The organism is Nocardia sp. NPDC049526 (assembly GCF_044465765.1).
GTDB lineage: Bacteria > Actinomycetota > Actinomycetes > Mycobacteriales > Mycobacteriaceae > Nocardia.
Map to the genome: position 1 here is coordinate 482,524 of NZ_JBITMA010000002.1, position 12,995 is coordinate 495,518.

Annotated in this window: 13 protein-coding genes and 1 riboswitch; of the genes, 12 read left to right on the forward strand and 1 reads right to left on the reverse strand. The window is 65.7% G+C overall.

Annotation, left to right across the window (positions count from 1 at the left end; genetic code table 11):
* Positions 1 to 265: 265 nt before the first annotated feature.
* The 12 genes from ACIBW7_RS06800 to ACIBW7_RS06855 all read left to right on the forward strand — a co-directional run bounded on the left by ACIBW7_RS06800 (position 266) and on the right by ACIBW7_RS06855 (position 11,852).
* Positions 266 to 1,063, forward strand: coding sequence for an SAM-dependent methyltransferase (locus ACIBW7_RS06800; protein ID WP_397044865.1), 798 nt, complete (start codon positions 266 to 268; stop codon positions 1,061 to 1,063).
* A gap of 203 nt (positions 1,064 to 1,266) precedes the next feature.
* Positions 1,267 to 1,503 (forward strand): hypothetical protein, encoded by a 237-nt coding sequence (locus ACIBW7_RS06805; protein WP_397044867.1) that lies wholly within the window; start codon positions 1,267 to 1,269, stop codon positions 1,501 to 1,503.
* A 191-nt stretch (positions 1,504 to 1,694) separates the two neighbouring features.
* A complete protein-coding gene (locus ACIBW7_RS06810) occupies positions 1,695 to 1,892 on the forward strand; it encodes a hypothetical protein (RefSeq protein ID WP_397044869.1) in 198 nt (65 codons plus the stop codon).
* Between the two features lie 447 nt (positions 1,893 to 2,339).
* Positions 2,340 to 3,599, forward strand: a complete 1,260-nt coding sequence (locus ACIBW7_RS06815) for a PucR family transcriptional regulator (RefSeq protein ID WP_397044871.1) — start codon at positions 2,340 to 2,342, stop codon at positions 3,597 to 3,599.
* A gap of 84 nt (positions 3,600 to 3,683) precedes the next feature.
* Complete coding sequence (locus ACIBW7_RS06820; RefSeq protein WP_397044873.1) at positions 3,684 to 4,118, forward strand: CBS domain-containing protein; 435 nt, start codon at positions 3,684 to 3,686, stop codon at positions 4,116 to 4,118.
* A 208-nt stretch (positions 4,119 to 4,326) separates the two neighbouring features.
* Positions 4,327 to 5,556 (forward strand): aminotransferase class V-fold PLP-dependent enzyme, encoded by a 1,230-nt coding sequence (locus ACIBW7_RS06825; RefSeq protein ID WP_397044875.1) that lies wholly within the window; start codon positions 4,327 to 4,329, stop codon positions 5,554 to 5,556.
* Complete coding sequence (locus tag ACIBW7_RS06830; protein ID WP_397044877.1) at positions 5,553 to 6,845, forward strand: heavy-metal-associated domain-containing protein; 1,293 nt, start codon at positions 5,553 to 5,555, stop codon at positions 6,843 to 6,845. The genes ACIBW7_RS06825 and ACIBW7_RS06830 overlap by 4 nt, the downstream gene beginning before the upstream one ends.
* Complete coding sequence (locus tag ACIBW7_RS06835; protein ID WP_397044879.1) at positions 6,842 to 8,437, forward strand: decarboxylase; 1,596 nt, start codon at positions 6,842 to 6,844, stop codon at positions 8,435 to 8,437. The genes ACIBW7_RS06830 and ACIBW7_RS06835 overlap by 4 nt, the downstream gene beginning before the upstream one ends.
* Complete coding sequence (locus tag ACIBW7_RS06840; protein WP_397044881.1) at positions 8,437 to 9,756, forward strand: pyridoxal-phosphate dependent enzyme; 1,320 nt, start codon at positions 8,437 to 8,439, stop codon at positions 9,754 to 9,756. The genes ACIBW7_RS06835 and ACIBW7_RS06840 overlap by 1 nt, the downstream gene beginning before the upstream one ends.
* A gap of 61 nt (positions 9,757 to 9,817) precedes the next feature.
* On the forward strand, positions 9,818 to 10,444 hold the full coding sequence (locus ACIBW7_RS06845; protein ID WP_063040269.1) for a TetR/AcrR family transcriptional regulator: 627 nt from the start codon (positions 9,818 to 9,820) through the stop codon (positions 10,442 to 10,444).
* 99 nt (positions 10,445 to 10,543) lie between these two features.
* Positions 10,544 to 10,715: riboswitch (M-box (ykoK) riboswitch) on the forward strand.
* A 235-nt stretch (positions 10,716 to 10,950) separates the two neighbouring features.
* Positions 10,951 to 11,670: an MgtC/SapB family protein gene (locus tag ACIBW7_RS06850; RefSeq protein WP_397044883.1), complete on the forward strand. Its 720-nt coding sequence runs from the start codon at positions 10,951 to 10,953 to the stop codon at positions 11,668 to 11,670.
* Positions 11,667 to 11,852, forward strand: coding sequence for a hypothetical protein (locus ACIBW7_RS06855; RefSeq protein ID WP_397044885.1), 186 nt, complete (start codon positions 11,667 to 11,669; stop codon positions 11,850 to 11,852). The genes ACIBW7_RS06850 and ACIBW7_RS06855 overlap by 4 nt, the downstream gene beginning before the upstream one ends.
* On the opposite strand, the gene ACIBW7_RS06860 is transcribed toward ACIBW7_RS06855, so the two are convergent.
* Complete coding sequence (locus ACIBW7_RS06860) at positions 11,839 to 12,954, reverse strand: BTAD domain-containing putative transcriptional regulator (protein ID WP_397044887.1); 1,116 nt, start codon at positions 12,952 to 12,954, stop codon at positions 11,839 to 11,841. The two genes, ACIBW7_RS06855 and ACIBW7_RS06860, sit on opposite strands and share 14 nt — an antisense overlap.
* Positions 12,955 to 12,995 lie beyond the last annotated feature (41 nt).

Consider the following 12,995-nt stretch of genomic DNA (forward strand, 5'->3'; position numbering starts at 1 on the left):
GATAGCACGGAGCTCCCCTATGCGGCACAAAAGAATTCAGACCTGCCGGTCCTCTTCGTGACGCCTGTTCAACGCGTTACGCGAGTGCTGTACGCGGCTGCGCGCGTCGCGCCCGAAATGGGTGATCGACTACCCGATCCCGCAGGTCGAGTCGATGCGAATCTTGTACTGTCACAGTGCACATCGGCCGTGCCAGCCAATCGCGACACCCGCCGCCTGAGCAGTCCGGTTCACCGTTTATCAGCTCGCCGAGGAGTCCAGCCCCATGTCCGACGATCAATCCCCGCTCATCCGGACCGACATCCCGCATTCCGCGCGTATCTGGAACTACTGGATGGGCGGCAAGGACTATTACGAAATCGATCGAATCGCCGGTGATGCCGGCGTCGAGGTGGATCCGGACATCACCACCATGGCCGTGCAGTCGCGCCAGTTCCTCCTTCGCGCAGTGCGTTACCTGGCGGGCGAGGAGGGCATCCGCCAGTTCCTCGATATCGGCACCGGCCTGCCGACCATGCAGAACACCCATGAGGTCGCCCAGGGCGTCGCGCCCGAGTCGAAAGTCGTCTACGTCGACAACGATCCTCTGGTCCTCACCATGGCGCGGGCGCTGCTCACCAGCACTACCCCCGAGGGCGTAACCACTTACGTCGATTGCGATTACCACGATCCGGAGCAGATCATCGCCGACGCCCGCAACGTGCTCAATTTCAATGAGCCGATCGGCGTGATGTTCATGGGCGTGCTCGGCCACGCCAAGTCCTACGACGAGCTGCGGCGGATCGTGCGCACGGTGCTCGCCGCGGTGCCGTCGGGCAGCTTCCTGGTCATGTGGGACGGCACCGACGACAGCAAGGAGTACGTGACGCTGTGTGAGAACTACACCGGCACCGGCGGCGTACCCTATGTTCCCCGCCCCCAGGCCGAAATCCGTGCCGTCTTCGACGGTTTGGAACTGGTCGAGCCCGGATTCGTATCGATCACCCAGTGGCGCACCGATGCCGCCGAGGTCGGTGCGATCCGGCCGATCTCCGCCTACGGCGCGGTCGCGCGCAAGCCCTGAAGCGCAAGCGGCACAACGGCGGTCATCGGCCACCCGGTCGACGACCGCCGTTCATATTTCTGTTGGTCGTTCGTGCAAATGTACTTGCATCTGTAAGTGCCGACGGCCTAGACTCGAGACCAGAATCGGGGAGGTACGCAGGGAGTTCGCGCCGGCGTCACCACCATCACCTCCCCATCGGGTAGACGTGAGGGGCGGTCGAGATGAGTACGCCATTCCGAACTCCGCGCGGGGCCACGATCGTCGGCGGATCCGGGATCGACCCCCTGCGGCAATGCTCGGCGCCGGAGTATGCGCCCCTCGATTGTGGTGTCGAACCGCGCGGCCTCACTTATCGGCAGGCCCGCGAGATCCTGCACCTGCACGAGGTGCACGGCCCGCAGTGCCGCCAGTGGCTTGCCGCCGCGGCCTACCTCTCCGCCGGACTGGACGACGAATAACGTTCGACCCCAACGGCTCCACCAGCACAGCCCCAAATCGCTTCGCAGGCAGCGATGTTCGTACAGATGTACTTGCATCTGCACGACACGCCGCTCTAAACTCGTGCGCGACAAGGGAGTTTCGCACCCGAGAGCCCGTGCCGCTGTCGCCACCGGAATCTCTCGGCGCCAGAGCCACAGGGGGCATTTGCATGAATCCACCACGCGCTGCCGGTCGACTCGGGATCGCCGATATCGCCGCGGCCTACGGCACCGAAGCATTGCAGCGGCGCATCGCCGAACTGCGTGCCAGCGGCCAGAACTACGCCGCCATCGCGATCGAACGCGAAATACGCAGCGGCGCAGTGACAATCGATTCCGAGCTGCGGAATCAGCAAGGCGCGGCCTAGATTCCGCTGTCCCGCCGATAGCCGGGGGTTCAAGGCGCACACCAGGTTCGGATGTGCGGCCGGGTCGAGTGCTTACAGCGCAATGGATACCGTGCGCGGCGAGTCCATCATCGTCAGGTGCTCGGACATGTCCTGACCGCAGCCGTCTCGGAGCATGCTGTCGTGCAACGGTCGCATCTGGACCCGCGGCACCACGGCGCAGGCGAAGCACGCGCAAACGCGAGCCCCGAAGCCAACGTTAAGACGGCTGGTCACGGATTTTCGACAACCCGCGCCGGGCGCTGGAGCTTCCCACCACGGCACATGGCCCGCATGTGGCCAACGCACAACGTTGCCGCGCCGCAATAGATTTCGCGTAGTCTTCCCTGGTTCATAACCATTTCGTATAGTGATGCAACGATTCGGGCGCAGATCTATCACGTCCGATGTGGCACTGGAGCGACGCGTATGACCTTCTCCGCGCTGGATCTGTCCGTCGACCCGACGGACCCTGTCCTAGAGATCGGCGGCCAGCCCGCGTCGATTCCCCTACTCAATACCGACCGCGTCGCCTCGCGCATGGTCGGTTACTTCGCGACCTGTATGGCGCCGTGTCGCACGCTGCCCGGCGAGCAGCTACGCGGCGATGTCACCAAGCTGACCCGCAGCTGCCTGGCATTGGCCGCCGAAATGTTCGACAAGCGCACGGTTCCCGGCGAGGAACAGCTCGGCGAGGTCCGGGAGGCGGCGGCGCAATGGGCCCGCGAGGCGGTGCCGCTGGGCACCATCCTGCGTGCCTACCACGAGGGGCTACGCATCGCGTTCGGGCTGGTGACCGCTCGCGCGAAGGCCGACGATATCGATGAACTGCTGGTTGCCACCGACCTCATGCTCGAACTCCTGGAGGCGATCACCGCGGCGGTTTCGGACGCCTACGTCGAGGAACAGCATCTCGTCGCGCGCGAACACCAGACCGCGACGCAGACGCTGGCTTCGGCGCTGCTCAGCGGTCGCGGGAGTTCCGCACTAGCCCGCCAGGCGGGAATCCCGATCGCCGACTCGTACCAGGTGGTCGCGCTATCGATTCCCGAACATCCGGACGAGCGCGATCCACGGGTCGACAGCCATGTCGCCGCCCGCAGGAAACTGCGCCGCCTGCAATCGGAACTGGCCACCGCCTTCGAATCCCGGGTGCTCGCGCTGCTGAGCACCAAGGGTGGCACGCTACTGGTCCCGATCGATGACGGTGCACCGGTCCTGAGCGCCGAAACACTGCAACTTCTCGCCGAATCCGCCGAGGTCGCGCTGACCGCCACGCTGGTCACCAGCGAGACCGATCAGATACCCGATGCCGCCGATCAGGCCCACGAACTGCTCAATCTGGTGCGGGTCGGCGGACGCAATCCGGGCCTGTACCAGATGGCCGATCTGGCCGTGGAGTACCAGCTCACCCGGGGCGGCCCGGCCACTCGACGCATCGCGACCATTCTCGATCCGCTCGACGCCCATCCCGAACTGTTCGACACCATGCGCGCCTACCTGGGCAACGATATGAATCGCCAGCTCACGGCACGCCAGCTCTACGTCCACCCGAATACCGTCGATTACCGCCTACGCCGGATCGCCCAGCTGACCTCGATCGATCTGGCCACCTCGGCAGGCATCTCACAGGCCGCCATCGCCCTGCTCGCGCGCGATCTGGACCGCAGCGTCGCCCGACGGTTGTAGATTGCAGCCTGATGCGGATTTGTGCTGGTCAGGAGATCACAAAGGCGTCATCCTGGTAGTGCTGCGACCTCTGGATGGTGGAATATGCGAATAGCGGAGATCTTGCACAGAAAAGGCAGCGACGTAGCGACCGTCGCGCCGGAGACCACGGTACGGGCCCTGCTCGGCACGCTCGCCGAGCACAATATCGGGGCGGTGGTGGTATCGCCGGACGGCAACCGGATCGCCGGCATTGTCTCCGAGCGCGATGTGGTGCGCAGTCTGCACGCGCGCGGCGCCGCGCTGCTCGACACGCCGGTCTCGGAGATCATGACCGTCGACGTGCGCACCTGCGCACCCGACGACCTGGTCGACGGACTGCGCGGCACCATGACCGAGCACCGCGTCCGACACCTGCCCGTGGTCCGTGACGGCCGCCTGATCGGCATCGTCAGCATCGGCGATGTGGTCAAGAGCGCGATCTCCGAACTGGCCACCGAACGCCAGCATCTGGTCGAATACGTGCAGGGGCAGTACTGAACGGTCGCGGATGTCCGCGATAGGGCCCTTGGTAGCTGCGACTTGTCGAAAGACGTTGGCTACGAGAATCCTTCGAAGTCGTCACCGAAAGTGCGTATCGTTGGTGGCGTCCAGCGCGGTTCTCGGAGGGAGCGGCACCTTGCGGTCACCTGCGTCCGGGACGCACTCAGCCCGAACGGCAACCACCCGGTCCGCCCCGCGGATACCGGTGCCGTCGCACCTCGCTACTGTGCGCGGCCTCTTTCCGGCGCTGGCCGAATCGACGGAGATCTATCTGGACAGCGCGGCCACCACGCAGAAGCCGCTGCCGGTCATCGAGACCATCCACCGCTATCACACCTCGCGTACCGCCAACGCCGGTCGCGGAACCTACCCGTGGGCCACCGACCTCACCACCCGCCTGGCCCGGGTCCGCGATCGCATGGCCACTTTCATCGGCGCGGAATCGCCCGCAGAGGTCGTCTTCACCGGCGGTGCGACCGCGGCGCTCAATGCCGTCGCATTGTCCTGGGGGCTGGCCGAACTCGATGACGGCGACGAAATCCTCTACAACCCAAGCGATCACGCCTCGAATGTGCATCCGTGGCACCATCTGCGCCAGGTGCTCGCGCGCTTCGGCCGGCGCATCGAACTGGTCGGCTACCGGGTGACCGAACTCGGCGAAGCCGATACCGCCGACATCCTGGCCAAGGTCGGGCCGCGCACCCGGCTGATCACCACCAGCCATCTGCACCACGTCTTCGGCGGACTCACCACGCTCGAGGAGTTGCGCGGCAAACTCGATCCCCGGATTCTGCTGTGCTTCGACTGCAGCCAGAGCGGTGGGCATATGCCGCTGGATGTGACCGAACTCGGCGCCGACTTCGCGATCTTCGCCGCGCACAAGATGTTCGGCGCGCCGGGCACCGGAATCCTGTACTGCCACCGCAGAGTTCACGATCGGCTGCTGCCGTTCCTGCCCGGTGGCAACACCGGGGTCGACCTCACCGACGCCGGATTGACCTCGACCGGCATGCCGGAACTACTCGAGGGCGGCACCCAGAACATTCCGGGCATCCTGGCTCTCGGCAGCGCACTGGAGGTGCTGGAATCGCTGGATGTCGGTGTGATCGCCGCGCACAACCGCGAATTGACGCTGCGGCTCATCGACAATCTACGTCCGTTGCCCGGGCTGGAATTCCTGCCCGGTCCGGCGCATGCGCCGTGCGCGATCGGCTACGGCATCGTGTCCTTCACACTCGCAGGAATTTCCGCGACCGATCTCGGATTCGTATTGAGCGAGTTGGGTTTTCTGGTCCGCACCGGCTTACACTGCTCACCCCGGGCTGGCGACGACGCCACGGACTCGGTACGGGTCAGCACGCACATCTACAACACCGTCGAGGAGATCGACCGGTTCGCGACCTGCGTCAAGACGATTGCCGAGGAGGTCACATGAGAATGGACGACACCCCGCGCTATGACCGACGGGCGGCGTCCCGGGTTCTGGCGGGCCTGGCCCAACCCGGATTGTTCGCCACTCCCATCGCGGTCCCCTCGAGTCGATATATCGAATACACCTGCGCCGCACTGCGTCCCGAGCCCGACAGTCACCTCACCTATTCGCAGCGGCTGTACCTGCAGCAGTTCATGCGGCCATGCCAGCCCGCGCAGGTCACCAGCGCGACGCACCGCATCGCCTGGACCGATAGCGACGGCGTCCCCAATACCGGACACTTCCGCGCCGACGGCCTCGGCCCACTGGTGCCCATCGCCATGCGCGAAACCGTGCTGGCGCTGTGGCATGCGCTCGCCGCGAATTCCCAACTGACACAACGGATCGACAGCCTCGGCCCGCGCGAACACGCGGTGCTCGACGGAACCACCACCGATCACGATCCGATCGAAATCTTCCGCGTCGGCATCGAGGCCACCGGACGTGCACTGGCCCAGCACGCATTGCTGGCGCGGCAGACGCCCTATCGCAGCGCGGCCGAATTCGCCAGGGGCATACACGATTCCGGCATCTTCTCGGCGGTCGCCACCCGCTGGTTCTGGGAGCTGCAGGCCTCCACCTACCGGCGCGGCATGATCCCGGTGACGCTGGCCGCCCAACCCGACGGCACGGTGCGCTACACCGCCGACACGGTGGCGACGCTGCGCGCGATGAAGGACGCCACCATCGAGGACGCGCATGCGGTGATGCGACGAGCGACCCGGGTCGAGGGACTGAGCGTCGACGCGGCCATCGCCAAATATCACGACGATCTCGATCTCATCTCCCGCCAGTACGCGCTGCTGCCCGCCAATACCCGACCCTCTTGTCTGGCCGCCATGCCACATCATCTCGGCGGCGGGCACTACAACCTGTTGCCGCTGGTGGTGGACAAGTTCGTCGAGACCTTCGAACAGCTCGCCGAGCGGATCCGGATCACCGAGGTGAGCGCCGAGCTGGACGAACTGACCGCCGACGCGCCTGCCAGCGCCGAGGATCGGATCTTCTATGTGCCGGATATGAGCTGTCAGCATTGTGTCCGGACGATCACCGGGGTGCTGGAGACGATGGGCATCAAGGTGATCGAGATCGATCTGCCCAGTAAACGAGTGGTTGCCGAATTCCGCAGTCCGCGCAATCGGGCCCGCGCCTTCGAGTCGATCCGCGACGGCGGCTACAACCCGGTGGCCGAGAAACCGGCGCGAACCGCGTTGGCGGCCACGCGGTCCCAGCCCACGGAAACCGCCGTATGACGGCACCGCTACCGGCGCTGCCCGCGAAGATCCATCCGCTGGTGCGCGCCTTTCTCGATACCCGCGATGCCGTCGAGGAAGCGCTGATTCGCTTCGGATCCCCGACCCACCTGCTGTTTCCGCAGGTCTACGCGGAGAACCTGAAACAGTTGCGCGCCGTACTCGACAGCAGGGGCGCGCGCTACCGAATCTGCTATGCGCACAAGGTGAATCAATCGCGCGCCTTGGTGCGCACCGCCGAACATGCCGGTATCGCCATCGACGTCGCGTCCCAGCAGGAGTTGGCCAGTGCCATCGGGGCCGGATTCGACCCGATGCGGATCGAGGTGACCGGGCCGAAAGGTGAAGCGTTCCTGCGTGATCTGATCGACTGCGGCGTCACCATCAATGTCGACAATCTGTGGGAGCTGCGGCGGATCACCGAATTGGCCGGTGACCGCGCGAGAGTTCCGGTGCTGCTGCGGGTTTCCGGTTTCGACGAGACGGCTGTGAGCCGGTTCGGTGTGCCGCTGGCCCATGTGGACCAGGCCCTGGATCTGCTGTCGGCCAATCGCCGGCGAATCGCGTTCCTCGGCTTCGCCTTTCATATCGACTCCGGTGACGTCGCGGAGCGCATCCGGGCCATCGACGCCTGCCTCGAACTGGTCGAGCGCGCCTACGATCGTGGACTCGGCCCTTCGGTACTGAATATCGGCGGCGGCTTCCGACAGGTGTTCACCGCCGACGCGGACACCTTCGACAAGTATGTGCGGGCATTGCGCGAATCGCTGCTCGGCCGTGGGGAATCGATGAGCTGGTCGAACAATACTTTCGGATATCACGTCGATGACGGTGCGGTGCACGGGATTCCGGTCTTCCACAAGTATGCGAACACCGTGCCCGCGACGGCGATGTTGGACGATCTGCTCGGCGCGCCGCTGGAGCGGCACGGTGGCCGCACCGTGGCCCAGGTGGCCGGGGACAATATGCTCGATATCTGGTTGGAGCCGGGCAAGGCGCTGGTCGATCATGCGGGGGTGACAGTGTCACGGGTGGAGTTCGTCAAGGAACTCGCCGATGGCACGGTGCTGGTGAATCTGGATCTGAGCCGGGATCAGGTGACCCCGGCGGATCAGGAGGTCATGGTCGATCCGGTAATCCTGGCGAGTGTCGCGCATATGCCGAGCAGCGCTCCCGTTCGCAACGCCGTCCCTGGCGATGGCGCAACCCCGCTGCGCAGTGCCGCCGACACCATGCCGACCGTGCGTCCGGTGGTCGAATCCGGGCCGGTCGGTGTGTATTTCGCCGGACGCCTGTGCCTCGAGCGCGATCTCATCACCAATCACAAGGTGTGGCTGCCCGAGTGCCCTCGCCAGGGCGATCTGGTGGTGTTCCCGAATACCGGCGCCTATCACATGGACTTGTCCGCAGCCTCGGCGTCGATGCACGCACTGCCCGCGAAACTCGCTGTCGCGCACCGCGCGGGGAGTTTCCAGGTCTATCGCGACACCGATTACGAACCGCTCATACCCGTCGGTCTGCCGCCACCGCGCCGCACTGCCCCGCGCGGCCCGCGTCGTCCGCTGCCGCGCCGACCCTCCGGAGCGCCGTAATGCGCTACGACCACATCACCGAGCTGATCGGCAATACGCCGCTGCTGCGGCTGGACCCGGCCGTACACGGCCTGGCCAATGTCGAGCTGTACGCGAAACTGGAGTCGCACAATCCCTTCGGCTCCGTCAAGGACCGGGTGGCCTGGGGCATGATCCGCGACGATCTCGACGAGATCCGCGCGAGCAGGCAGACACTCATCGAGGCGTCGAGCGGCAATACCGCCAAGGCGCTGCGCATTCTCGGCGCGATACACGGCATCGGCCTGCGCGCGATAACCAATCGGATCAAGGTCGCCGAAGTGCGAGATCTGCTGCGACTGTTCGGCACCGAGATCGTGGAGTTGCCCGGGCTGTCCGAATGTCCGGACCCGACCACACCGAGCGATGTGTATGCGGTGATCGAGGCGACCATGGCCAAGGAGCCGGGCGCCTACTATCACGCCTCGCAGTACACCAATGAGAAGAATATCGAGGCCCATCACCACGGCACCGGCCGCGAGATCCACGAGGATCTGGCCGCCGACGACATCACCCGCGTCGACTATCTGATCGGCGGGCTCGGCACCACCGGCTCCACCCGTGGGACCGCAACCTATCTGCGCAAACACAATCCCGAATTGCGTTGTATCGCCGTGGTTTCCGATCGGTCGGACTTCATACCCGGTATCCGCTCGGAGAGCGAGATGTGGGATGTCGGGCTGTTCCAACCCGATTTCTACGACCGCATCGTCGCTGTCGATTCCACCCGCGCGGTGGACGCCACCCTCGCGCTGGCCACCGGGTACGGCATCCTGGCCGGCCCGACCAGCGGCGCGAGCTATGCCGCCGCGCTGGAAACCCTTGGTGAACAGGCACTTTCATCGAAAGAACCCGTTGTTGCGGTTTTCATCGTCTGCGATCGGCTCGAGCCGTACCTGTCCTATATCAAGAAGCGCAGGCCAGCACTGTTCGACCGCGCCGATCGCCGCCGCGCACCCACCCCGGCCGAACTCGCCGCGACACCGGCCGTGTCCCCGCAGGAATTGGCCGAACTGGATCGCACCGCCCGGCCCACCATCGTGGACACCCGCGGCGCGATGGCCTATCGCATCGGCCATGTGCCGGGCGCGATCAATATCCGCGACGACCAACTCGACGATATGTTCATCCACGGCATCCCGTTCTCCCGATCGCGCCCGGTGGTCTTCGTCTGTCCGGTCGGTGAACTATCGCTGCGCTTCGCCGCCATTGCCCGCCAGGACGGCTTCGACGCCAGCAGCCTCGGCGGCGGGATCGTCGCCTGGCGCGATGCCGGATTGGCACTCGAACGCGGCGGCTGATCCCCGATCGGGGTGGACCAGCCCTGAGCCGGTCAATGGGGCCAGGCATTAGTGTGGGCGGGTGCAAAAAGGCCAGGAATCAGCTGACGATGCCGGTCCTCGGATCTGGGGCGGTACGACGCTCACCGAACGTCGAGAGGCACGCCGCTCCGCGCTGCTCGAGGCCGCGCTCGACCTGATCGGAGAATCGGGCGCGGGGGGTGTCACCATGCGCGCGGTATGCCGACGCGCCAATCTCACCGACCGGTACTTCTATGAGAGCTTCGCCAGCCGCGACGAATTGCTGGATGTGCTCTACCGGCAGGTCGCCGATGAATTCCTGGAACCGATGACTGCCTTCGCCGCCGCGGATCCCTCCCGCGACCGCGTGTTGTCGGAGATCCTGGTCGACAAGGTGCTCGCCGATCCGCGCAAGTCCCGGCTGTTCCTGGTCGAACCGTACTCGAGTACCGGCCTCGGCCAGACCACCATCGCGGTCATGCCGGTCTTCACCAAGGTCCTGCAGGACCATCTGTTCGCCCATATCGACGATCCGGTGCGGCGCAGACTGGCCGCGCTCACCATGGCCAGCGGTAACGCGGGCATGTTCTCGGCGTGGTTGAACGGATCGCTGCGCGCCAGCCGCGAGCAGGTGATCGACCACTGCGTGGCCACGCTCGCCGCCTACCGTTCGCTCTACCAGTCCTGATTCGGTCCGCATTCGGCTCCGGCGCAGCGCGATTGGACGTTGCGCGGCTCACACCGGGTTGCGAGGCCGGCCCATGCGGGTGTTTACTTGCCAACGCAAGGTGCCGATCGTTCGCTGAGGCTCCTTCACGGATATAGGCCAGCGACCCCGAACGTCGAGAGACGCCCCGGGTCAGGACAGATCTCCCCGGCCTAAGGGGTGGTCCCGATTGGCTCCCGATGTTGTCGGGTTTACGCCGTGAAGTGCCAAAGGTCTTACGAGGAGAGGCTTTGACCGGCTGTTTGTCGGATTTCAACGACGTGCTCTGCGCACGATGACACACGATGCCCGGCTGTGCCGTGCGTCCGATCGAAGGAAGGAGGTGAGCCGGATGCCCGGCGGCAATATTCCCGGACCCCTGTTAGCCGAATATTCACCCGGCGACACCTCCGCAGCGGCGCTCCGGAACGGGACCAGCCCGTAGCCTGCTGTTCGATGGTGCGCTTGACCTACTCAGGGAGTGCGTAATGTCAACGGTAGAGATGATCCTGCGGCTGCTGACCGGTGTCGGCTTGGGCGCGGTGATCGGATTCGAGCGGCAGTATCGGGCCAGGATGGCGGGGCTGTGCACCAACGCGCTCGTCGCGGCCGGGGCGACACTGTTCGTCCTGCTCTCGGCGCACGGCTTCCACGGCGGTGCCGCCGACCCGACCCGGGTGGCCGCGCAGATCGTCTCCGGTATCGGTTTCCTCGGCGCGGGTGTGATCATCCGCGACGGTTTGAATGTGCGTGGGCTCAATACCGCTGCGACACTGTGGTGTTCGGCCGCGGTCGGCGCGCTGGCCGGCGCGGGCATGTTCACCACTGCTGCCGCGGGCGCAGTCGCGGTAATGGTGGTCAATATCGCACTGCGGGCCGCCGGACGCGCGGTGGACCGCCAGCCCGATGCCGCCGCCGAACAACCCGCGTCCTACGTGTTCGTCGCGGTGACCGACGATGAGCAGGAAGCCCACGTACGGGCACTGCTGGTTCAGGCGTTGACCCGCACCGACTTTCGACTGCTCTCGGTGGCCAGTGCGAATACCGATATCGCGGGTCGAGTGGAGGTGCGCGCCGAACTCACCGGTGATCAGCGCGACGACCGGCAGATGGAATCGGCGGTCAGCCGACTGAGTCTGGAACCGTCGGTTACCAGCGTCGGCTGGCATATTTCGGTCGATGACACCGCGGACGGAGCACGAGCATGACCACGCTGTGCTCCTATACCTCCCGAGATGCCCTCGATCGGCCACGCAATCGCGCGGCGGACGTACTGGTGTTCGCTGGTGCGGCGGTCCTGATCTGGGCAATGCCGCTATGCCGAGTTGTGCACTGCGACACCGATTCCGGCCGGATCGCCGATCCGGCCGCACAGCTCAGATCAGCGTGAAGACGAATTCGAATTCGCCGATGCGGATCACCGCGCCGTCGGTGAGCGTCTCGCTGTCGATGATGCGCGCACCGTCGAGGTACACCCCGTTGGACGACCACAGATCCTTGATCACGAAGTTCAAGCCGTTGTCCACGATCACCGCATGCTGACGGCTGACCTTGCCGTGTTCGAGCACGATATCGTTATCGGGCAGCCGACCGATCCGGGTCACCGATCCGGTGATCGGATAGGCCGCGCCCCGCCGATCGCGCAGTTCGGCCCGTGCCCCGGCCGCGGCCTGCTCGACAATGGTGGTCGCCCGGGTCATCGTCACATCGGCGACCGCCCGGACGCTGAGCGGATCCTGGCGCAGGATCCGCGCCTCCAACTCCTGGATCGCCGGGTCCGGGTCGATACCGAGTTCGTCGTCCAGTGTGGTCCGTAGCTGCCGGACCGCGCCGAGTGCGTCGGATTGCCGCCCGCTCAGATACAGCGCGGTGATCAACTTCTCCCACAATGGTTCTCGCAACGGATGCGCCCCCACGAGCAGGGCGAGTTCGGCCGCGACGGCGTCCGCGCGCCCGCGCGCGATATCGGCCGAGGCCCGCGCCTCGATGACACCGATCCGTTCATCGTCGAGCGCCGCGGCGTAGGCGTCGGCGAATCCGAGCCCGCGCAGATCAGCCAGCACCGGGCCACGCCACTGCTCCAGCGCGCTGGACAGCGCTTCGGCTGCCGCCGTGAAGCGACCCGCCGCCAGCTCCCGCAGGCCGGCCTCCTTGCGGGCCCGGAACCGCTGCACATCACTTGCGCCATCGGCCACCGCAATGCGATAACCGGTTCCGACCTGGGCAAGTACGCCGCGTGCGTCGAGTCCGGCAGCGCGCAGCGGTTTGCGCAGATTCGAGGTGATGGCGTGCAGGCTCGCCCGCACATCGGAGGGCGGACTCTCCTCCCACACCGCATGCGCCAGCGCGTCCACCGAGACCGGATGATTGGCATTGACCACCAGATACGCCAGCACCGCGCGCTGTTTCGGCCCACCGACCGGCTGCGCGACGCCATCGATCGACAGCTGCACCGGCCCGAGCACACCGAATTGCGCCCGCATTTCGGCCATCGTCGCACTCCTTACGACTGGGCCAGTCGCTGGCCCGCAAG